The 21077-nt window shown below is 75.0% G+C and carries 16 protein-coding genes and 1 riboswitch; of the genes, 9 read left to right on the forward strand and 7 right to left on the reverse strand.

From position 1 onward, the window contains the following. Positions 1-162 precede the first annotated feature (162 nt). The 4 genes from ACYVDA_RS14705 to ACYVDA_RS14720 all read left to right on the forward strand — a co-directional run bounded on the left by ACYVDA_RS14705 (position 163) and on the right by ACYVDA_RS14720 (position 5620). On the forward strand, positions 163-702 hold the full coding sequence (locus tag ACYVDA_RS14705; protein WP_460819412.1) for a MerR family transcriptional regulator: 540 nt from the start codon (positions 163-165) through the stop codon (positions 700-702). A 91-nt stretch (positions 703-793) separates the two neighbouring features. Next, positions 794-899: riboswitch (glycine riboswitch) on the forward strand. A 97-nt stretch (positions 900-996) separates the two neighbouring features. Beyond that, positions 997-3858, forward strand: a complete 2862-nt coding sequence (gcvP, locus tag ACYVDA_RS14710; RefSeq protein ID WP_460819157.1) for an aminomethyl-transferring glycine dehydrogenase — start codon at positions 997-999, stop codon at positions 3856-3858. Beyond that, positions 3855-5165, forward strand: a complete 1311-nt coding sequence (locus ACYVDA_RS14715; RefSeq protein ID WP_460819158.1) for a serine hydrolase domain-containing protein — start codon at positions 3855-3857, stop codon at positions 5163-5165. The genes gcvP and ACYVDA_RS14715 overlap by 4 nt, the downstream gene beginning before the upstream one ends. Continuing rightward, positions 5165-5620 (forward strand): DUF3817 domain-containing protein, encoded by a 456-nt coding sequence (locus tag ACYVDA_RS14720; RefSeq protein WP_460819159.1) that lies wholly within the window; start codon positions 5165-5167, stop codon positions 5618-5620. Before ACYVDA_RS14715 ends, ACYVDA_RS14720 begins: the two co-directional genes overlap by 1 nt. A 168-nt stretch (positions 5621-5788) precedes the next feature. Here the strand turns inward: ACYVDA_RS14720 and ACYVDA_RS14725 are convergent, their stop codons facing one another. The 6 genes from ACYVDA_RS14725 to ACYVDA_RS14750 all read right to left on the reverse strand — a co-directional run bounded on the left by ACYVDA_RS14725 (position 5789) and on the right by ACYVDA_RS14750 (position 14443). Then, positions 5789-7165, reverse strand: coding sequence for a metallopeptidase TldD-related protein (locus ACYVDA_RS14725; protein ID WP_460819161.1), 1377 nt, complete (start codon positions 7163-7165; stop codon positions 5789-5791). Then, positions 7165-8688: a TldD/PmbA family protein gene (locus ACYVDA_RS14730; RefSeq protein WP_460819162.1), complete on the reverse strand. Its 1524-nt coding sequence runs from the start codon at positions 8686-8688 to the stop codon at positions 7165-7167. The genes ACYVDA_RS14725 and ACYVDA_RS14730 overlap by 1 nt, the downstream gene beginning before the upstream one ends. A gap of 34 nt (positions 8689-8722) precedes the next feature. After that, positions 8723-11809 (reverse strand): AAA family ATPase, encoded by a 3087-nt coding sequence (locus ACYVDA_RS14735; RefSeq protein ID WP_460819163.1) that lies wholly within the window; start codon positions 11807-11809, stop codon positions 8723-8725. Continuing rightward, positions 11806-12981, reverse strand: a complete 1176-nt coding sequence (locus tag ACYVDA_RS14740; RefSeq protein WP_460819164.1) for an exonuclease SbcCD subunit D — start codon at positions 12979-12981, stop codon at positions 11806-11808. The genes ACYVDA_RS14735 and ACYVDA_RS14740 overlap by 4 nt, the downstream gene beginning before the upstream one ends. A gap of 83 nt (positions 12982-13064) precedes the next feature. Then, positions 13065-13895: a formate dehydrogenase accessory sulfurtransferase FdhD gene (locus ACYVDA_RS14745; protein WP_460819165.1), complete on the reverse strand. Its 831-nt coding sequence runs from the start codon at positions 13893-13895 to the stop codon at positions 13065-13067. Further along, positions 13892-14443 carry a GtrA family protein gene (locus ACYVDA_RS14750; RefSeq protein ID WP_460819166.1) on the reverse strand — a complete coding sequence of 184 codons (552 nt, stop codon included), beginning with the start codon at positions 14441-14443 and terminating at the stop codon, positions 13892-13894. Before ACYVDA_RS14750 ends, ACYVDA_RS14745 begins: the two co-directional genes overlap by 4 nt. 77 nt (positions 14444-14520) lie before the next feature. On the opposite strand from ACYVDA_RS14750, the gene ACYVDA_RS14755 reads away from it, so the two are divergent. The 4 genes from ACYVDA_RS14755 to ACYVDA_RS14770 all read left to right on the forward strand — a co-directional run bounded on the left by ACYVDA_RS14755 (position 14521) and on the right by ACYVDA_RS14770 (position 19072). Beyond that, entirely contained in the window at positions 14521-15270 is a 750-nt protein-coding gene (locus ACYVDA_RS14755; RefSeq protein WP_460819167.1) for a response regulator transcription factor, read from the forward strand. Further along, positions 15267-16625: a sensor histidine kinase gene (locus ACYVDA_RS14760; RefSeq protein ID WP_460819168.1), complete on the forward strand. Its 1359-nt coding sequence runs from the start codon at positions 15267-15269 to the stop codon at positions 16623-16625. The genes ACYVDA_RS14755 and ACYVDA_RS14760 overlap by 4 nt, the downstream gene beginning before the upstream one ends. 120 nt (positions 16626-16745) lie before the next feature. Further along, positions 16746-18332 carry a hypothetical protein gene (locus ACYVDA_RS14765; RefSeq protein WP_460819169.1) on the forward strand — a complete coding sequence of 529 codons (1587 nt, stop codon included), beginning with the start codon at positions 16746-16748 and terminating at the stop codon, positions 18330-18332. Continuing rightward, complete coding sequence (locus ACYVDA_RS14770) at positions 18329-19072, forward strand: polyprenol monophosphomannose synthase (RefSeq protein WP_460819170.1); 744 nt, start codon at positions 18329-18331, stop codon at positions 19070-19072. Before ACYVDA_RS14765 ends, ACYVDA_RS14770 begins: the two co-directional genes overlap by 4 nt. Before the next feature lie 25 nt (positions 19073-19097). On the opposite strand, the gene ACYVDA_RS14775 is transcribed toward ACYVDA_RS14770, so the two are convergent. Beyond that, on the reverse strand, positions 19098-20177 hold the full coding sequence (locus tag ACYVDA_RS14775) for a zinc-binding dehydrogenase (RefSeq protein WP_460819171.1): 1080 nt from the start codon (positions 20175-20177) through the stop codon (positions 19098-19100). Positions 20178-20226: 49 nt separating this feature from the next. Between ACYVDA_RS14775 and ACYVDA_RS14780 the strand changes: the two genes are divergently transcribed. Further along, complete coding sequence (locus ACYVDA_RS14780; RefSeq protein WP_460819172.1) at positions 20227-21063, forward strand: hypothetical protein; 837 nt, start codon at positions 20227-20229, stop codon at positions 21061-21063. Positions 21064-21077 lie beyond the last annotated feature (14 nt).

Consider the following 21077-nt stretch of genomic DNA (forward strand, 5'->3'; position numbering starts at 1 on the left):
CGCGGTGGTCCACCACTCACGAGCCCTCCTTCCCCCCGATCCAGGGGTTACGCTGAGTGGAGCCGGACTTCGGAGGTAGCAGTGGGCACCAGATCAGGCGACAACGGCGCAGGCACGGCCGACCGTGACGCGCAGGCCGAGCAGGCCGCGCTCGACGCGGCCATGGACGCCGACGCGCAGGGCCTCCTGTTCGACGACGACGTCTCCACGCTGCCGCGCGACCTGGGCTACCGCGGCCCCACCGCGTGCACGGCCGCCGGCATCACCTACCGCCAGCTCGACTACTGGGCCCGCACCGGCCTGGTCGAGCCGACCGTGCGCGGGGCCACCGGCTCCGGCACCCAGCGGCTCTACAGCTTCCGCGACATCCTGATCCTCAAGATCATCAAGCGACTGCTGGACGCCGGCATCTCGCTCCAGCAGATCCGCACCGCCGTCTCGCACCTGCGCACCCGCGGCACCGACGACCTCACCCGCGTCACCCTGATGAGCGACGGCGCCAGCGTCTACGAGTGCACCAGCAACGACGAGGTGATCGACCTGCTCCAGGGCGGTCAGGGCGTGTTCGGCATCGCCATCGGCGGCGTGTGGCGCGAGATCGAGGGGTCGTTGTCCGACCTGCCCTCCGAGCGCACCACCGAGGCCGCCGAGGCGGCCGACGACGAGCTGTCCCGTCGCCGCAAGGCCCGCCTCACCGGCTGACCGCGTCCGGCCCGGCCGGCCCTCCACAGCTCCACCAGCCCCGAGGTTTCGCGTCAGCGACCTCGGGGCTGGTAAATTTCACCCTGCTGACAAATCCCGTGCGGGAGAGTCCGCAGTCCTGGCCCCGGCCGGGACGGCGGCGCCGAAGGGGCAACTCCTCCCACCAACCTCTCAGGCACCAGGACCGCACGGGCTGGCACTCAGGAGGGACGCGACGCGTCCTGGCTGAGGGGAGGCGCACTCACCGATCGACCGTTGAGCCCGCCTCAGACCCCCTCTCCCACCTGGAGTCCCATGTCCGACGCACGCCTGTCCGACCTGCTCACGTCCCGCCCGTTCGCGGAGCGCCACATCGGTCCCGACGACGCCCAGGTCACCGAGATGCTCAAGGCCATCGGGGTGAGCAGCCTCGAGGCGCTGATGGACGACGCCGTCCCCGGCCGGATCCGCGCCGGCGCCCTCGACCTGCCTCCGGCGGCCACCGAGCAGGCCACGGCGCTGGAGCTGCGCGAGCTGGCCGCCCGCAACAACCCGCTGGTGCCGATGATCGGCCTGGGCTACCACGGCACGATCACGCCGCCGGTCGTGCGGCGCAACGTGCTGGAGGACCCCAGCTGGTACACCGCCTACACGCCGTACCAGCCGGAGATCAGCCAGGGCCGGCTCGAGGCGCTGATCAACTTCCAGACCATGGTCGCCGACCTCACCGGTCTCCCGACCTCCAACGCCTCGCTGCTCGACGAGGGCACCGCGGCCGCCGAGGCCATGACGCTCGTGCGCCGGGCGGACAAGAAGTCGACCGGTCCGTTCGTGGTCGACGCCGACGCGCTGCCCCAGACCATCGAGGTCGTGCGCACCCGCGCCGCCGCGATGGGCCTCGAGGTGGTCGTGGCCGACCTGGTCGACGGCCTGCCGGCCGACCTCGAGCGGGTCTCGGGCAGCCTTGTGCAGTACCCCGGGGCCTCCGGGCGCGTGCTCGACCCCCGCACCGTGATCGAGCAGACCCACGAGCGCGGCGGCCTCGCCGTGGTCGCGGCCGACCTGCTCGCGCTGACGCTGCTGGAGTCGCCGGGCGAGCTCGGCGCCGACGTGGCGGTCGGCTCCTCCCAGCGCTTCGGCGTGCCGCTGTTCTACGGCGGCCCGCACGCCGGGTTCATGGCCGTCCGCTCCGGTCTCGAGCGGCACCTGCCCGGCCGCCTGGTCGGGGTCTCCGTCGACTCGGCCGGCCGACCGGCGTACCGCCTCTCGCTGCAGACCCGCGAGCAGCACATCCGCCGTGACCGGGCGACCTCCAACATCTGCACCGCGCAGGTGCTGCTCGCCGTCGTCGCCTCGATGTACGCCGTCTTCCACGGCCCCGACGGCCTGACCGCGATCGCCCGCGCCACCCACGCCCAGGCCGTGGCGCTGGCCGACGCCCTGCGCGACGGCGGCGTCGAGGTCGTCCACGACGCCTTCTTCGACACCGTCCTGGCCCGCGTGCCCGGTCGGGCGGCCGAGGTCGTGGCCGCCGCCCGCGAGGCCGGGGTGCACGTGCGCCACGTCGACGCCGACCACGTCGGGCTGTCCACCTCGGAGGTCACCGACGTGACCGTGCTCGAGCGTGTGCTGGGGGCGTTCGGCGTGCCGGCGGGCTCCCTGGCCGACGCCACCGTCGGGACCGCGCTCCCGGTCGAGCTGCGCCGCGAGACCGAGTTCCTGACCCACGAGGTCTTCAACACCCACCGGTCCGAGACCTCGATGCTGCGCTACCTGCGGCGGCTCTCGGCGCGCGACTACGCGCTCGACCGGGGCATGATCCCGCTGGGCTCGTGCACGATGAAGCTCAACGCCACCACCGAGATGGAGCCGGTGTCGCTGCCGGGCTTCGCCGACCTGCACCCCTTCGCCCCCGCCGAGGACGCCCAGGGCTACCGAGTGCTGGTCGACCAGCTGGAGTCCTGGCTGTGCGCGGTCACCGGCTACGACCGGGTCTCGCTGCAGCCCAACGCCGGGTCGCAGGGCGAGCTGGCCGGGCTGATGGCCATCCGCGGCTTCCACCGGGCCAACGGCCACGGCGAGCGCGACGTCTGCCTGATCCCGTCCTCGGCGCACGGCACCAATGCCGCCTCCGCGGTGATGGCCGGCATGCGCGTCGTCGTCGTGAAGTCGGCGACCGACGGCTCGGTCGACATGGACGACCTGCGCGCCCAGTGCGAGACCCACCGCGACGACCTCGCCGCGATCATGGTCACCTACCCCTCCACCCACGGCGCCTACGAGGACACCATCTCCGAGCTGTGCGAGGTGGTCCACGAGGCCGGCGGGCAGGTGTACGTCGACGGCGCCAACCTCAACGCCCTGCTCGGCTACGCCAAGCCCGGTGAGTTCGGGGGCGACGTGTCGCACCTGAACCTGCACAAGACGTTCTGCATCCCCCACGGCGGGGGCGGCCCGGGCGTGGGTCCCGTCGGCGTGCGCGAGCACCTCGCGGCGTACCTCCCCAGCCACCCGGGGCACCCCGACGAGACCCGTCGCGAGGGCATCGGTCCGATCAGCTCAGCGCCGTACGGCTCGGCCGGGATCCTGCCGATCTCCTGGGCCTACGTGCGGATGATGGGCGCCGAGGGCCTCACCCGGGCGACGGCGACCGCGGTCCTGGCCGCCAACTACGTCGCCGCGCGCCTCGACGAGCACTTCCCGGTGCTCTACCGCGGGCACAACGACCACGTCGCCCACGAGTGCATCATCGACGTCCGCGGGATCACCAAGACCAGCGGCGTGACCATCGACGACGTGGCCAAGCGGCTCGTGGACTACGGCTTCCACGCTCCGACGATGAGCTTCCCCGTGGCCGGCACCTTGATGGTGGAGCCGACGGAGTCCGAGGACCTCGCCGAGCTCGACCGGTTCTGCGAGGCGATGATCGCCATCCGCGGCGAGATCGCACAGGTCGAGGCGGGGGAGTGGACCCCGGAGTCCTCGCCGCTGCGTGGGGCCCCGCACACCACCGCGGTGCTGCTCGAGCAGGGTGAGCGGGCCTACTCCGCCGAGGTCGCGGCCTTCCCCCAGGGCCCGGACCCCGACAAGTACTGGCCGCCGGTCGGCCGCATCGACCAGGCCTACGGCGACCGCCACCTGGTGTGCTCGTGCCCGCCGCCGGAGGCCTTCGCGTGAGCGGTGCCTCGGCCCGGGTGACCGGGCGGGGCCACCACTTCCAGGCCGTCCTGGACCGCTACCAGGCCGAGCGGCGGCTGCCGACGCTGGCGGCCGGCGTCCTGGACGCCGGCCGCCTGACGTGGGCCGGCGCGGCGGGCGAGCAGGTCGACCCCGACACCCGGTTCCGGATCGGCTCGATCACCAAGACCGTCACGGCCGTGCTGGTGCTGCAGTGCCGCGACGAGGGCCTGCTGTCGCTGGAGGACCCCGTGGGCCGCTTCCTGCCCGAGACCGGGTACGCCGACCGCACGCTGCGCTCGCTGCTCGCCCACGTCGGGGGCCTGCAGAGCGAGCCCGCCGGGCCGTGGTGGGAGCGCTCGCCGGGCGGCGGCGTCGAGGACCTGCTGGCGGGCAACGACGGGTCGCTCGCGGTCGCCGGGCCAGGCGAGTTCTGGCACTACAGCAACCTGGCCTACGGGCTGCTCGGCGAGGTGGTCGCTCGGCTCCGTGGCGAGTCCTGGCGCTCCCTGGTGCAGACCCGGGTGCTGGACCCGCTCGGGATGACGCAGACCTCGTGCACGCCGACCGCGCCCGCCGCCGCCGGGTGGTCGGTGGACCACCTGCGCGGCACGCTGACCAGCGAGCCGGCCCACGACACCGGCGCGATGGCACCCGCCGGTCAGCTGTGGAGCACGCTCGGTGACCTCGCGCAGCTCGCCGCCTTCCTGGTGCAGGGCGACCCGGCCGTGCTGCCCGCCGCCACGCTGCGCGAGATGCGCCAGCCGGTCGAGCCCGCGCTCGACTACGGCCTCGGCGTGCGGCTGGTGCCGTGGTCCGACGGCGTCCTGGTCGGCCACACCGGCTCGATGCCCGGCTTCCAGGCCGTCTGCCTGGTCGACGCCCTCAGCGGCGTCGGCGTGGTCGCCCTGACCAACGCCACCACCGGCTTCTCCGGCGACGAGCTCGCCCTGGCCCTGCTCGGCACCCACACCCCGGGCCCCACCCGTGCGTGGACACCCACCCCGGCCGGCGGGGTCTCCGCCTGGGCCGAGGAGCTCCTCGGCACGTGGTTCTGGGGCAACTCGGCCTTCGAGGCCCGCTGGAGCGACGGCCACCTGGAGCTGCGCGACCTGGCCCGCGGTGCCGTGGTCGCCGAGCGCTTCGCCGAGGGGACGCCCGCGCACGCCGGTCGGCGGGTCGTCGGGGTGGCGGGCTACCACCGGGGCGAGGAGTTGCACGTCGTACGCCGGGGGGACGGGGCGGTCGACCACCTCGAGTGCGCGACCTTCGTCTACACCCGCACGCCGTACCCGGACGGCGCCTGATGACGCCGCTCCGGCTGTTCCGCGCGCTGGCCCGCGCCGAGCTGGTGACCTGGACGCTGCTGCTCCTCGGCATGGTCGTCAAGTACCTCCTGGACGGCACCGAGGTGCTCGTGCGGGTCGGCGGCGGGCTGCACGGGTTCGTGTTCCTCGCCTACTGCCTGGTCACCCTGCTGGTGGGCGTCGACGCCCGGTGGCGCCCGGGCCGCACCGTGCTCGGCCTGGCGTCGGCGTTCGTGCCCTACCTGAGCTGGCCTTTCGAGCGTCGGGTCGAGGCGGCGGGCGGCCTCCCCGACCGGTGGAGGCTGCGGGAGGAGCAGGGTGGGTCCGCCCTCGAGCGGGTCGTGTCGGCGTGCCTGCGCGCTCCGCTCGTCGCCGCCGTCGTCGCGGTCGTCGGGGTCGCCGTGGTGTTCACCGGTCTCCTGGCCCTCGGGCCGCCCACCTCCTGGGGTCGCTGACCGCAGGGTGCTCCCGACCCCGGTGACCAGACGCGCCTCCTCGCCCGCCAGACGAGCCTCCTCGCCCGCCAGACGAGCCTCCTCGCCCGCCAGACGAGCCTCCTCGTCCGCCACGCGAGTCTCCTCGGCCGCCGGACGAGCCTCCTCGGCGGGGGGCCGGCGCCGCGACTAGAGGGCCTGGGAGACCGAGCTCATGTTGAAGTCGGGGACGCGCAGGGCCGGGGTGGCCGTGCGGGAGAACATGTCCTCGCCCCACTCGCGGGAGAAGCTGGGCACGGTCTCGCCGGCGTGGGTGAAGCGCTTGAGCAGGTCGACCGGGCTCTCGTTGAAGCGGAAGTTGTTCACCGCCCCCGTGATCTCGCCGCCCTCGACGCGGTAGACGCCGTCGCGGGTCAGGCCGGTGAGCAGCATGGTCTGGGGATCGACCTCGCGGATGTACCACAGGCAGGTCAGCAGCAGCCCGTCCTGCACCTCGGCCGCGAGGTCGCGTGCGCTGCCGACGCCGCCGTCGACGGTCAGCCCCACGTTGTCGACGTACGGCGTGAGGGGCTGGCCGAGCTCGGTGGCCGTGCGCCGGGTCTGGACCAGCGAGGTGAGCGTGCCGTCGGCCAGCCAGTCGGTGGCACCGAGCGGCTGGGCGTTGTCGTAGACGCTGGTCGCGCCCGAGGACGAGCCCGCCACGACGAACGGCTGGCACTGCACCCCGTCGGCGGACGGGTCCGACCACAGCCGTACGCCGGGCCGCGCGACCCGCTCGCCGATGCGGGTGCCGCCGCCGGGGGCCGAGAAGACGCTCTGGCCGTCGGCGGCGTCGCGCGCACCGAAGGACCAGTAGGCGTCGACGACCAGGTCGGCCATCGCGGTCGGGGGCAGGACCGTGTCGTAGCGGCCGGCGGGCAGCTCGAGGCGACGCGTGCCCCACGAGAGCCGGTCGACCAGCTCGTCGGTGACCCGCGAGGCTTCGACGTCGCGGAAGTCGCGGGTCGATCCGCCGACCCAGGCGCTGTTCGTGAGCGCGGCGTCCTTGCCGGTGCAGCCGTAGTGGCCGGTGGGCTGCTCGTGCCGGAGGCGCACGCCGGTGGAGGTGCCGAGGTAGGTGGTGGTGACCTCGTGGAAGACGAAGCCGTAGAAGATCCGCTGCTCGCGCTCGGCGCGGTCGAAGGCCTCCCCGAGACGCGCGGCGAAGTCGGTGAACACCGCGATCGAGGTCTCCCCGGCCGGGTCGTCCCAATCGCCCGCGGAGCCGCCGGTGATCAGCTCGGCCCGGTCCTCGGCGGGAGCGGCCAGCCGGGCGGCCGCGTCGGCGCGCTCGACCAGCGCGGAGACCTGCTCGGGGGAGGCGGCGGTGCCGCTGACCGAGGCGTTGCCCGCCCCGACGAAGGAGATCACGGTGACCTCGACCGAGCGCATCACCCCGTTGGTGGTCAGGGTGTTGTTGGCCCAGCGCAGGTTGGCGCTGGTGCTGTCCTCGACCACGACGACGCACTGGTCGGCGGTGGAGGTCGCCAGGGCGTGCTCGACGAGCTGCTGCGGGTGCGGACGCATCACGCGGCCCCTTCCTGGGTGGTGTTGAGGATGTTCACGCCGCGGAACAGCGCGGACGGGCACCCGTGGCTGACCGAGGCCACCTGCCCGGGCTGGGCCTTGCCGCAGTTCATCGCGCCGCCGAGCTCGTAGGTCTGCGGTCCGCCGACCGCCTCCATCGAGCCCCAGAAGTCGGTGGTGGTGGCCTGGTAGGCCACGTCGCGCAGCTGACCCTGGAGCTGTCCGTCGCGGATCGCGTAGAACCGCTGGCCGGTGAACTGGAAGTTGTAGCGCTGCATGTCGATCGACCAGGACCGGTCCCCGACGACGTAGATGCCGCGCTCGACGCGGCTGATCAGCTCGTCCGTGTCCGGCCCGTCGGCGGCCGGCTGCAGCGAGACGTTGGCCATCCGCTGGATCGGGATGTGGCCGGGGGAGTCGGCGTACGCGCAGCCGTTGGAGCGACCGCCGTTGAGCTCGGCGCCGTAGGTGTGGGCCATCGGCCGGTCGAGCTGGTAGCCGACCAGCACACCGTCGCGGATGATGTCCCAGGCCTGGGTCTGGACGCCCTCGTCGTCGTAGCCGACGGTGGCCAGGCCGTGCTCGGTCGTGCGGTCGCCGGTGACGTGCATGGCCGGTGAGCCGTACTGCAGCGTGCCGAGCTTGTCGTACGTCGCGAACGAGGTGCCCGCGTAGCTCGCCTCGTAGCCGAGCGCCCGGTCGAGCTCGGTGGCGTGGCCGACGGACTCGTGGATGGTCAGCCACAGGTTGGAGGGGTGGATGACCAGGTCGTAGGTGCCGGCCTCGACGCTGGGGGCGGCGAGCTTCTCGCGCAGCAGCTCGGGCAGCCGGGCGCGCTCGGCGGCGAAGTCGAAGGTGTCACCGGTGAGGTACTCCCAGCCGCGCGCGACCGGCGGGGCGATCGTGCGCATCGAGTCGAACGCGCCGGTCCGCTCGTCGGCGCCGTGGACCTCCACGTGCGGCTCGACGCGGACCCGCTGCTGGGTGATCGAGGAGCCGGCCAGGTCGGCGTAGTACTTGTTCTCCTGCACCTGCTGGAGGCTGCCGGTGGCGTGGTCGACGCCGGCCGCACCGACCAGCTCGCGCGTCCAGTCGCAGAACAGCCCGGCCTTCTCCGCCAGCGGCACCTCGAGCGGGTTGAGGACGGCCGGGCCGGCCCAGGTGACGTCGGCGTGGACCGGCTCGGGAGCCAGCTCCACCCGACGCCGGGTCATCCGGGCCGCGACCTGCGCCACCGCGATCGCCGTCTCGGTCACCGCCACGGCCTCGGACTCGGTCAGGGCGACCCCGGAGGCGAAGCCCCACGCCCCGTCGAGCAGGACCCGGACCGCGAAGCCGAGGTCCTCGCTGTCCTGGGCGCCCTCGAGCGACCCGTCGCGCACCGAGAAGTGCTGGTAGCGGTTGCGCTCGAAGCGGAAGTCGGCGTGGGTGACCCCGAAGTCGCGGGCACGGCCCAGGGCCACCTCGCCGAGGCGGCGGTGGGGCAGGGCCAGGAAGCTGGGATCGATGTCGGCGTCGGCCATGCTCCCGACCCTAGTGGCCGGTCGCCGGCCTGGCTCAGCCACGCGCCAGGGCGAGGCGCACCGTCGAGCCGGACCGGCCCTTGCGCACCTCCAGCTGGGAGGTGACCCGGGTGCGGAGCTCGGCCACGTGGCTGACCAGCCCGACCACGCGCCCGCCGTCGCGCAGGGTGTCCAGGGTGTCCATGACGTGGTCGAGGGTGGCGGCGTCGAGCGTGCCGAAACCCTCGTCGATGAACAGGGTGTCGAGCTGGGTGCCGCCGGCCTCGTGGCTGACGGTGTCGGCCAGCCCCAGGGCCAGGGCGAGCGAGACCACGAAGGTCTCCCCGCCCGAGAGCGTGGCGGGGTCGCGGCGGGTGCCGCTCCACTCGTCGAGCACGCGCAGGCTCAGCCCCCCGCGTCGCTCGCCGGCTCCCTTCTCGTCCTCCTGCTCCAGGGTGTAGCGCTGGTCGGTCATCCCCACCAGCCGCTCGTTGGCCGCGGCCACGACCTGCCGCAGCCGCTCGCCCAGGACGTACGCCGACAGCCGCATCCGCCACTGGTTGTCGGCGCTCTTTCCCTCGACCAGGGCCGCCAGCCCCGCGACCACCTCGTGCTCGGCGCGCACCGGCTCCCAGGCGGCCAGCACCCGGTCCAGCTCGGTGCCCAGCTCGGTCAGCCGACGGGACCGGTCCACGGCCCGCCGGTGGCGCACCTGGCTCTCGTCGCGCGCCCTCGTGGCCTCGGCGGTCAGCGCCGTCAGCGCGTCCAGGTCGGCCCCGGGGGCCTCCAGGGCCGCCACCACGGCCGGGTCCTCGAGCACGCCGCGGCTGGCCACCTCCGCGTCGCGGCGGCGCTCGGCCTCGTCGCGGCGGGCGTCGGACTCGGCTGCGGGGAGCACCGCGGACAGCGCCTCCTCGACGTCGGCGAACCCGACCTCCCGGGCGTCCTGGACCAGCGACTCGCGGCAGGTGAGCTCCTCGCGCCGGGCCCGGTCGTGCTCCGACACGGCCGCACGCGCGCGGTCGAGGAGGTCGAGCAGGGTCGCGCGACACCTCACCAGGTCGGCGACCGTGCGCACCTCGGAGTCGGGGCCGAGCAGCTCGGTGAGACCGGCCCGGAGTCGCTCGGCGCGCCCGCGGCTGTCGGCGTGCTCGCGCTGCCGCTCGGCCAGCACCGTGCGCCCGGTGCCCAGGTCCTCGCCCACCGAGCGCTCCTCCTCGCGCAGCGCGCCCAGGCGGGTGCGGTGGCGCGGCAGGTCCCGCGCGGCGGACGTCGTCCGCTCGCAAGCACGGGCGGCCTGCTCGTGGGCCGCGGCCCACGCCGCGACCGGCCGCCCCGCGGCGTCCGCCTCGGCCTGGGTGAGCTCGGCCCCGCGGGTCGTCACCATCTCCTGCACCGCCTGGCGCTCGAAGTCGGCCGCCTCGTGCTGCTCGCGGGCGGCGTCCTCCTCGACGCGCCCCACCTGCGATCCCGAGGTGGCGGGGGAGGGGTGCTCCGCGCTGCCGCAGACCGGGCACGAGCAGCCGACGACCAGGCTGGAGGCGAGCTCGCCGGCCATGCCGCTGACCCGCTGCTCACGCAGGTCGAGCCAGCGCTCGCGCAGGTCCTGGCTGCGGGTGGTCGCCTCGCTCAGCTGGCGCCGCAGCTCGGTCACCTCGGCCCGCAGCGACCGTGCCCGGCGCGCTGCGGTGAGCCCGGCCACGGCCCCGGCCAGGGCCTCCCGGTCGGCCACCAGCCCGGCGGCGACGACCTCGAGGTCGTCCACCTCGGCGCTCGCCGACGCGAGCAGGGCGCGGAGCTCCTCGGCCCGTTCCCCCGTGCGGGTGAGCCGGCCGCGCGCGGTCACGACCTGGTGCTCCAGGGCGAGGGCGCGCTGCTCCTCCGCCCGGACCTCCTCCTCGCGCGGGAGCCACGACCGGGCCACGGCGAGGTCCTCGACCGTGCGGCGGTGCCACCGGTCGATCACCTCGGTGTCGGAGCCGACCGGGTGGGGGGAGGACGAGCGTGCGTGGTCGAGGTCGCCCGGCAGGTCGGGGGCCCCCAGCGACGCAGCCCGCCCGGCGAGCTCGGCCAGGCGGTCGTCGACCTCGTGACGGGTCGCGACGACGGCGACCCGGGCCCGGTCGGCCCGTGCCGCTGCGGGAACGAGGGTGACCGCCCGCCGGTGCCGCTCGAGGCCCGCGGCGCGAGCGCGGGCCTCCTCACAGGTGCGGTCCAGGTCGGCCAGGACGGCGTGCGCGGCCGCACCCCGGCCGCGGTCGCGCTCGCGGGTGGTCGCGGTCTCGAGGTCGTGCAGCCGCGCCGCGAGGTCCGCGTCGGCCCGCTCGAGGTCGGCCGCGGAGTCGCGCTCGGCCAGCCCGGCGCGGTCCTGCAGACCCCGGGCCCAGGTCGACAACGCGCCGTCGGCCACCCGGGCCTCCAGGTCGACCGGCACGCCCGTGGTGTCGGTCCCGTCGCCACCGGCCGGCGCTCTCGCCCCGGACACCTCGGTGACCCGGGAGACGACGTCGGCGCACCGGTCGAGGTGGGTCCGGCTGCGGCGGGAGAGGTCCAGCCGACGATCGACGAGCCACCGCTCGACGTCCTCGTAGCGACTGGTGCGGAACAGCCGCTGCAGCACCGCGTGCCGCTCGCTGGAGCCGGCCCGGAGGAAGGCCTGGAAGCGACCCTGGGGCAGGAGCACGACCTGGGTGAACTGCGCGCAGGTCATCCCCAGCAGGTCGACGACGAGGTGTCCCACCTCGTCGAGGCGGGTGGTCAACGCGTGCCACTGCTGGTCGCGCAGCTCCTCGGCGACCACGTGGGCCTGGATCCGCCGGGTGCCCTCGCCCCGGCGCCGCGGTCGGTCCCAGGCCGGCGAGCGGGTGATCCGGAAGGTGCGCGTGCCGACGGTGAAGCGCAGGACCACCCGCGGCTCGGCGTCCGGGGCGGCGTGGTCGCTGCGCAGGTGGCGGGCGGAGGCGCGGTCGCCGGGGACCTCGCCGTAGAGCGCGAAGCAGACCGCGTCGAGGATGCTCGACTTGCCGGCCCCGGTGTCACCGGTGAGCAGGAACAGGCCGTTGGCGCCGAGCTCGTCGAGGTCGACGGAGACCGTGCCCGCGAACGGGCCGAACGCGGTGACCTCGAGCTCGTGCAGCCTCACCGGCTCCGCTCCAGCATCAGCTCGGCGACCTGGTCGCGGTCCTCCGGGCAGCAGGCCAGCGCCTCGGTGAGGAGGGCGGTCTCGGAGTCGTCGGCGGCCTGGCCGCGGACGTGCTCGACGAACCCCAGCGTCACGTCGAGCGCCGAGCGTCCGGCCGGGGTGCGCGGGGCCGCGGGCTCGGTGCCCCCCTCCGGGGCGAACCGGAGGGCCGCGGTGTGGGGGAAGCGCGTGCGCAGCCGGTCCATCGCCCGGGCCGGGCGGACGGCGTCGGTGAGGGTGGCCTGGACCCAGGACCCGGTGTGGTCGGCGTACCGGTCGTCGGTCAGCAGCTCCTCCAGGGTGCCGTCGAGGCACGCGAGCGGGCGGGGGACGGGGGCCTCGACGAACCGCGCGGCGGTCGGCGCGTGCCCCGCGGGGCCGAGGTCGACGAGCCAGGAGCCCTTGACGTGGGTCGCCTCGGAGAACGAGTAGGCCAGCGGGGACCCGCTGTAGCGCACGGCGTCGCTGAGCCGGGCCCGACCGTGCAGGTGACCCAGGGCGACGTAGTCGAAGCCGTCGAAGAGCTCCAGCGGGACCAGGGAGACCCCACCCACCGCGATGTCGCGCTCGCTGTCCGAGGCCAGGCCGCCGGCGACGAAGGCGTGGGCCAGGACGACCGAGCGGGTGCCTGCCGGTCGGGTCGCCAGGTCGGCCCGGACCAGCTCGAGCGCGTGGGCCGCCGCGGCGTGGTGGGAGCGGGTGGCCAGGCCCCAGCGCTCGCGCAGGACGTCGGGGTCGAGGTAGGGCAGCCCGTAGACGGCCACGCCGCCCTCGGGGTGCTCGAGCAGGACCGGGTCGCCGACCCGGTCGGGGTCGGTGCGCAGGTGGACGCCGGCGGCGTCGACGAGGCGCGAGTTGACGCCGAGCCGGCGGGCGGAGTCGTGGTTGCCGCTGGTCACCACGACCCGGGCGCCGGTGGTGGCCAGGCGGTGCAGCGCCTCGTCGGCCAGCTCCACGGCGTCCACCGGGGGCAGCGCGCGGTCGTAGACGTCACCGGCCACCACCACCAGGTCGACGCCCTCGGCCACCACGGTCGCGACCAGGTGGTCCAGGAACGCCGCCTGCGCCGGCAGCAGGCTCTCGCCGTGGAAGGCGCGGCCCAGGTGCCAGTCGGAGGTGTGCAGGATGCGCATGCCGATCACGCTAGGAGCGAGCACCGACAGAACGGCTCCGCCCACGCCGGGGGAGCCCCAGCAGTGGGTCGACGGGGCCCCGATCAGGCGATCAGGCGCTCGGCCCCGGTGTAGGCCACGCAGCGACCGCCGCGGGTGAAGCCGACCATCAGCAGGCCGGCGTCCTCGGCCAGGGTGCGCGCGAGCGAGGTGGGGGCCCCGACGGCGACGACCACGGAGACCCCGGAGACCACGGCCTTCTGCACGAGCTCGAAGCCGATCCGGCCGCTCAGCACCAGCACGGGTGGCACCGGCAGGCCGGCCAGGATCCGCGAGCCCACGACCTTGTCCACGGCGTTGTGACGCCCGACGTCCTCGCGGACCACCACCGGTGTGCCGTCGGTCTCGAACAGGCCGGCGGCGTGGATGCCGCCGGTGCGCCCGAACCCGGGCTGCTGCTCGCGCAGCCGGTCCGGCAGGCCGAGCAGCACGTCCAGGGCGATGGTCACCGCCTCCGGACGGTGGCAGGCGGCCAGCACGTCCTGGACCGAGTCGGTGCCGCACACGCCGCAGGCCGAGTTGACCAGCCGGGCCGCGGGCATCGCCAGGGCCGGGGCGCCCAGCTCGACCGTGACGACGTTGAACTCCTCGAGGTCGCTCAGGTCGGTGTCGGTGCAGTAGCGCACCGCGCGCACGTCGGTGTGGGTGGTGACGCCCTCGTGCACGAGCCACCCGGCGGCCAGCTCGAAGTCGTGGCCGGGGGTGCGCATCGTGACCGCGACCCGACGGGCCGGGGCACCGGGCTCGGTGACCCGGATCTCCAGCGGCTCCTCGGTGGCGACCCGGTCCTCGTGCTCGGTGCGGACCCCGTCGCGGAACTCCACCACGCGGGTGCGGACCGAGGGGCCGGGGCGTCGGGATCGGGTCTGGCTCACGCCACCGACTCTAGGCGTCCCACCCCCGGGTCCGGCTCGGCGGTGCGGGCGTCGGCGGAGGAGGGAACGGCGCCCTCGGCCGGCGGGAACACGAACGTCCGGTAGCTCCAGAACCGGAAGGCGGTGCCGAGCGCCAGACCGACCACGTTGGCCGAGACGTTGTCGGCCAGGCGGCTGGTCAGCCCCACCAGGTCGTGGGAGACCACGAGGGTGAGCACCGAGATGCCCAGGCCCACGGCGTTGAACAGGACGAACAGGGCCACCTCGCGGCGTCGTCCGTGACGGCTCTGGCCCCGCCAGGTGAGCAGCCGGTTGCCGGCGAAAGTCACGGCGGTGGCGACCGCGACGGCCGCCACCCGGGCCGCCGAGGGGTCCCAGCGGTCGAACGGGGCGGTCCCCAGCAGCGCGTTGAACACCGCGACGTCGACGACGTACCCGGCGCCGCCCACGAGCAGGAAGCTCGCGACCTCGGGGGTCAGGACGCGGCTCAGGAGCGAGGGGCGTCCGACGGGCGCGGGCGCGGTCGTGGCGGGGGAGGACGAGGTCACCGTGCCAGAATCGCGGCCACCACCTGTCCCGCACCTGACGCGGCCGACCCAACGGGGTGGAGCTCGGAGGAGGAGTCATGAGAGTGCTCGTGGTCGAGGACGAGCCGCGCCTGGCCGGGGCCCTGCGCAGCGGCCTGCAGCGCGAGGGGTTCGCCGTGGACGTGGCGCCCGACGGTGGCGAGGCGCTCTGGTACGCCCGCGAGAACCCGTACGACGTGATCCTGCTCGACATCATGCTGCCGGTCCTCAACGGCTACAAGGTGTGCGAGACCCTGCGCGCCGAGGGCAACTGGACCCCGATCCTGATGCTCAGCGCCAAGGACGGCGAGTGGGACCAGGTGGAGGCGCTCGACACCGGGGCCGACGACTACGTCACCAAGCCGTTCTCCTTCCAGGTGGTCCTGGCCCGGATCCGCTCGCTGCTCCGCCGCGGCGTCACCGAGCGGCCGGTCACCATCGAGGTCGGCGACCTCGTGCTCGACCCCGCCACCAAGGACGTCAGCCGGGGCGGGCAGGTGATCCGCCTGAGCGCCCGGGAGCTGGCGCTGCTGGAGTTCCTGATGCGCCGACCCGGCGTGGTGGTCAACAAGCAGCAGATCCTGGCCAACGTCTGGGACTACGACTTCGAGGGCGACCCCAACATCGTCGAGGTCTACATCGCCCGCCTGCGGCGCAAGGTGGACCGGCCCTTCGACCGCAACGACATCGAGACCCTGCGCGGCACCGGCTACCGGCTCAAGGCCGACGGCTCGCAGGCCTCGCCGCCCGCGGATCCGGCAGCCCCGGCAGCCCCGGCAGCCCCCGCAGAGGGCTCCGCGGGGTCGTGACGCCGAGCGCACCGGCCGGCGGGCGCACCTGGACCGGCCCGTTCAGCAGCGTCCGCCTGCGGGTCACCGCCGCCGCCACCCTCGCCGCCCTGGTGGTGGCCCTGATCGGCTCGGCGCTGTTCGTGCTGCTGCTGCGCCACAGCCTCACCAACGAGCTCGAGACCACCGGGACCCAGCAGGTGGAGACGGTGCGGGCGCAGCTCGCGGGAGGGGCCACCCGCTCCGAGGCGGTGATCACCGGCAAGAACGACGTGGTCATCCAGCTGGTCGACCGCAGCGGTCGGGTCGTGGCCTCGGACCACCCGGGCGTGCTCACGCCGCTGCGCACCCGACCCGGCACCTCCACCGACGTGCCCCTGCGGCCGTTCGCCGACCGCTTCGTGGTGGTCGCCGGCATGGCGCGGTCCGGCCACGTCCTGATCGTGGTGGGCCACTCGACCGAGCAGGTCATGAAGGTCACCAGCTCGGCCTCGCTGCTGCTGGCCGTCGCGGTGCCGCTGGCGCTGGCGGCCCTCGCCCTGGCGGTCTGGCTGAGCGTCAGCCGCGCCCTGCGGCCGGTCGAGGAGATGCGTCGGGAGGCGGCCACGATCACCTCCGCCCACCTGAACCGTCGCCTCGCGGTGACCCCCGGCGACGACGAGATCCCGCGCCTGGCCACCACCCTGAACGGGATGCTGGACCGCATCGACGTGGCCAGCACCCTCCAGCGCCAGTTCGTCTCCGACGCCTCCCACGAGCTGCGCTCGCCGCTCGCCGCGCTGCGGCAGCTGGCCGAGGTCGCCCGGGACTACCCCGAGAACGACGCCCACCGGCACCTCGCCCAGGACGTCCTGGCCGAGGAGCAGCGGATGGAGGGCCTGGTGGAGTCGCTGCTGCTGCTCTCGCGGGTCGAGGACTCCGAGCGCTCCGCCGCCCGGGTCGAGGTCGACCTCGACGACGTCGTCCTGGGGGAGGTGCGCCGCCAGCGCCGCGAGGGTGGTCCCCGCATCGACGTCTCGGAGGTCAGCGGCGGTCAGGTGCTCGCGGAGCCGGTCCTGGTGCGCCAGGTGGTGACCAACCTGCTCGGCAACGCCCTGCGCCATGCCACCAGCGAGGTCCGGCTGGCCCTGCGGGAGGAGGACGAGCAGGTCGTCCTCACCGTCGAGGACGACGGCCACGGCATCCCCGTCCAGGAGCGCGACCGGATCTTCGAGCGGTTCGTGCGCCTGGACGAGTCGCGGGCCCGCGACGCCGGGGGCTCGGGGCTCGGCCTGGCCATCGTGCGCAAGGTCGTGGAGGACCTCGGGGGCTCCGTCGAGGTCGGCGACGCCGCCGCCGGGGGAGCCCTGTTCCGGGTCACCCTCCCGGCGGTCTGACCGGCTCCCGACCGGACCTCCGACGGGGCCTCCGACGGGCGCGGCACCGGCGGACTCCCGTCACCCGGATGTGGTGCACGCGTCAGGTTGCGTTCATGGCGGTGCGGGCACTGTAGACCCGTGAGTGTGCAGACGGTCTCGCGTCGGGAGCGGGAGGGCGGTCCCGCCGGGTCCCTCCCGGAGCCGACCCGCCCGCAGGTCGCGACCTCCGGCACGCGCTGGGTGTGGCTGGTGGCCGGCCTCACGGTGCTGCTGCGCCTGCCGTTCCTGGGGGCGCCGATGTCGCCCGACGAGGGCGGGTTCCTGGTCGTCGCCGGCGGCTGGCACCGGGGCACCTCGCTGTACGGCGACCTCTGGGTCGACCGCCCCCCGCTCCTGCTGGCCGTCTTCCGCGTGGCCGAACTGCTCGGCGGGCAGGCCCACGCCCTGACCGTCCTGCGCCTGCTCGGCTGCCTGGCCGCGGCCCTGACCGTGGCGGCCGTCGGCCTCGCCGCGCGCCTGCTCACCGACGGCAGGTGGGCCCCGGTGTGGGCCGCGGTCGTGGCGGCCGTCCTCCTCGTGACCGTCCCCGGGGGCGGCACCGTGGTCAACGGCGAGCTCCTCGCCGCCCCCTTCGTCGCCCTCGGCGTGCTGGCCGCCCTGCACGCGGCGCGCACCGGACCCGCGGCCGGCCGGTGGGCGCTCCTCGCGGGCGCCTCGGGGGCCGCGGCCATCCTGGTCAAGCAGAACATGCTCGACGTGGCGGTCTTCGTGGTCGTCCTCCTGCTGGCGACGGCCCTGCGCGACCGCGCCTGGGCCCGCTCCGCTCGCCTGGCCGGCCTCGCGGTCGCCGGAGGCGTGGTCGGCACGGCCGCCGTGCTGCTGCCCGCCTGGGCGGCCGGCACCACCCCGTGGGGCGTCTTCGACGCGATGTACCCGTTCCGGCTCAAGGCCACCTCGGTGATGAACGTCAACGCCGACGAGCGCCTCGCCCACGGCGTGTCGATGGTGCTGACCTGGGTGACCACCGGGGCACCCCTGCTGCTCGTGGGGTTCGTCGCCTGGGCCGCGTGGCGCGGGCTGCGCGACCCCCGGGTGCTGGCCCTGCTGGCGCTGCTGCTCTTCGACGTCGTCTCGATCGCCGCGGGCGGCAGCTTCTGGCTGCACTACGTCGTGCAGCTGGTCGTCCCGACCGGCCTGGCCGCCGCCCTGCTCGTGGGCCGCCTGCGCGTCGTCGGCCGGGCCCTGGCCGTCGTGGTGGTCCTGGCCGGGATGGTCGGGTGGGGTCTGGGACTGACCTCCACCGCGCCGGCGGCCGGCGACAGCATCGGCGGTGCCCTCGCGCGGGCCGCCCGGCCGGGCGACTCGGTGGCCAGCCTGCTCGGGGACGCCGACGTCGTGCGCGCGTCGGGGCTGCGGCTCTCGGCGTACCCCTACCTGTGGAGCCTGCCCGCCCGCACCCTGGACCCAGGGTTCCACCGCCTGGACCGCGTCCTGTCCGCCGCCGACCGCCCCACCTGGGTGGTCGTGCGCGGGTCGAAGACGCTGACCACCCTCCGCGAGGCCCACGTGGGCCTCGAGAGCCACTACCGACGGGTGGCCGTCGTCTGCGACCACCCGGTCTTCCTGCGCGACGACGTGCGCCGTCCCGCCCTGACCCCGCCGGCCTCGTGCCGAGCACCCTTCCTGGACGCGTCCGCGTCCCCGACGAACGGAGTGAGCCCGTGACCCGCACCCTGGTGGTCGTCCCCACCTACGACGAGATCGAGAACGTCGAGACCGCCATCGCCCGCGTCCAGGCCGCCTCGCCCGAGGCGCACGTGCTGGTCGTCGACGACAACAGCCCCGACGGCACCGGCGACCGGGTCGCCGCGCACCCGGCGTACGGCACGACCGTCCACCTGCTGCGCCGGCCGGGCAAGGCCGGTCTGGGGGCGGCGTACCGCGCGGGGTTCGCCTGGGCGCTGGACCACGACTACGACGTCGTCGTCCAGATGGACGCCGACCTCTCCCACCCGCCCGAGCGGGTGCCGGCCCTGGTCGAGGCCCTCGAGCACGCCGACATGAGCGTGGGGTCGCGCTACTGCCGCGGGGGCGGGGTCGAGAACTGGTCGTGGTCGCGCCGACTGATCTCCTGGCTCGGCAACGTCTACGTGCGGCTCGTGCTGCACCTGCCGGTGCGCGACGCCACGGCCGGCTTCAAGGCCTACCGGGCCGACGCGCTGCGCGAGATCGGCGCGGTGACCTCGCACTCCAACGGCTACTGCTTCCAGATCGAGAACACCTGGCAGGCGGTACGCCGCGGCCTGCAGGTCGTGGAGGTCCCGATCACCTTCACCGACCGCACCCTGGGTCAGTCGAAGATGTCGAGCACCATCGTCCTCGAGGCCATCCTGCGGGTGCTGGTGTGGCGCCTGCGGCCGTCGGTGCACGACCGCAGCAGGCGCACGGCCACGGCCGCGGTCTGACCGGCCTCCTCGGGTCGGCTCCTGCTCAGGGGACGACCACGATCTTGCCGACGTGCTCGCGGCGGCCCAGGACGCGGTGGGCCTCGGCGAGGTCCTCCAGGGCGTACGTCGCCGCGACGACCGGGCGGACCGTCCCGGCGCGGGCGAGCCGCACGAGCTCCTCGAAGATGTCCGGGGTGTGCATGGTCGAGCCCACCAGCGACACATTGGCCAGGTAGATCGACCGGACGTCCAGCTCGACCGCCCACCCGTCGAGCGCGCCCGCCACCGCCCACCGACCGCCGGGACGCAGCAGGCCCAACCCCCGGGCGAGGAACGGTCCGGCGACCACGTCGACCACCGCGTCGTACCCCTCCGGGGCCGCCGCGTGGGCGTCGGCCACCACCTCGCCCCGGGCGCGGTCCACGACGGCGTGGGCGCCCGCGGCCAGCACGGCCTCGGCCTTGCTGCCGCTGCAGACCGCCACGACCCGCGCGCCACGGGCCCGGGCGAGCTGGACGGCGGCCAGGCCCACGCCGCCCGACGCGCCCGTGACCAGCACCGTCGAACCGGCGTCCACCCCGCCCCGCTCGAGGAGGCCGAGCGCCGTGCCGTAGGCGATCGGCAGGGCGGCGAGCTCGCGGTCGGACAGGGGCGACCCGTCGACCCGGTGCGCCCGCCCGGCCCGGACGAGGACGTGCTCGGCGAACCCGCCGTCGCGCTCGCTGCCGAGCACGGTGGCGGGCCGGGCGTCGCGACCGGGGCCGTCGTACTCCGCGGGGTCGACGAGCACCCGGGCCCCGATGAGGGACGCGTCCACGTCGCCCCCGACGGCCAGGACGGTCCCCGCGACGTCGCCGCCCTGGACCCGGGGGAAGTCGAGGGGGCCGAGCCAGCCGCCCGGCTCGCCGGGAGGGCCGTAGGAGCCCTCCCGCGTCCAGAGGTCGGTGTTGTTGCACCCCGCTGCGCCCACCCGGACGAGCACCTCGCCGGGGCCGGGGACCGGGACCGGGACGCGCTGCACCTCGACGACCTCGGGGCCCCCGTGGCGGGTGGTGACGGCCGCCCGCATCGTGCGGGGGAGCTCGTCCCGGCCGGCGGGAGCGTCGTCGTCGTCGTGGGCCATGACGGCCACCCTCCCAGAGGTCCCGCCCGGGGGCCTACGGTGTCGGGTCATGAGCCTCGGCGCGGAACCGTCGCACCACCCGCTGCGTCCCAGCACCATGTCGCGCGCCCGTCGTCCCCTGACCGTCGCCGCCGGCGCCCTGCTGGGCGCCGCGGCGTTGACCGCCTGTGGTTCGGCCGCGCCCACGTCGGGCTCCGGAGCCGTCTCCTCCAGCCCGTCGAGCAGCCCGTCGGCCAGCCCGTCGGGCGGCACGTCGTCCAGCCCGTCCTCGACCCCGTTGCCGACGGGCGGCAGCTGCGCCGGGACCCCGGAGGCGGGGCCCTTCGCGACCGCCCGGGTGGACCTCGACGGCAACGGCACGCGCGAGGACGTGACCGTGCTGACGTCCCCGTGCGGCTCCGGTCTCGCGGCGGTCGCGGGCTCGCGCACGTGGGACGCCGCCCTCGCCACGGACGCGCCCCCGGTCCGGGAGCTGTACGGCGTGCACGTCCCCGGCCGCGCGAGCGAGCTGGTGGTGACCAGGGCGACCCACCCCCGGGGCGGCTTCCAGCTCCGGGTGTACGCCGCGCAGGGATCGCACCTGGTCGAGCTGCGCCGCGGCACCGAGCCCCTGCTGCCGTTCGTGGCCACCGACGTCCAGGAGCACCCGTACGCCGTCACCTGTGGTCGGGACTCGCTGGTCGTGACCGAGGCCGTGGCCCACGAGCCGGCCGGGGTGCTGGCGGCCTGGGACGTGCGCCGGACGGCGTACGCCCTCGGGGACGGGGCGAGCCTCACGCCCGGGCGCACCCGCGAGATCGCGGACAACGTCCTGCCCGCCGCGCTGCGCCGGGACTGGGGCGGCCTGGTGCGCCACGACGCGTTCAAGGGCTGCCGGGTGGGCTGAGGCCGCTCGCCTCA

Source organism: Nocardioides korecus (genome assembly GCF_054778395.1).

What these genes read in the sequence shown, in the direction of transcription:
- ACYVDA_RS14705 (WP_460819412.1), top strand. Translation starts at nt 163, where the DNA reads ATGGACGCCGACGCGCAGGGCCTCCTGTTCGACGACGACGTCTCCACG.
- gcvP (WP_460819157.1), top strand. Translation starts at nt 997, where the DNA reads ATGTCCGACGCACGCCTGTCCGACCTGCTCACGTCCCGCCCGTTCGCG.
- ACYVDA_RS14720 (WP_460819159.1), top strand. Translation starts at nt 5,165, where the DNA reads ATGACGCCGCTCCGGCTGTTCCGCGCGCTGGCCCGCGCCGAGCTGGTG.
- ACYVDA_RS14725 (WP_460819161.1), bottom strand. Translation starts at nt 7,165, where the DNA reads ATGCGTCCGCACCCGCAGCAGCTCGTCGAGCACGCCCTGGCGACCTCC.
- ACYVDA_RS14730 (WP_460819162.1), bottom strand. Translation starts at nt 8,688, where the DNA reads ATGGCCGACGCCGACATCGATCCCAGCTTCCTGGCCCTGCCCCACCGC.
- ACYVDA_RS14740 (WP_460819164.1), bottom strand. Translation starts at nt 12,981, where the DNA reads ATGCGCATCCTGCACACCTCCGACTGGCACCTGGGCCGCGCCTTCCAC.
- ACYVDA_RS14755 (WP_460819167.1), top strand. Translation starts at nt 14,521, where the DNA reads ATGAGAGTGCTCGTGGTCGAGGACGAGCCGCGCCTGGCCGGGGCCCTG.
- ACYVDA_RS14775 (WP_460819171.1), bottom strand. Translation starts at nt 20,177, where the DNA reads ATGGCCCACGACGACGACGACGCTCCCGCCGGCCGGGACGAGCTCCCC.
- ACYVDA_RS14780 (WP_460819172.1), top strand. Translation starts at nt 20,227, where the DNA reads ATGAGCCTCGGCGCGGAACCGTCGCACCACCCGCTGCGTCCCAGCACC.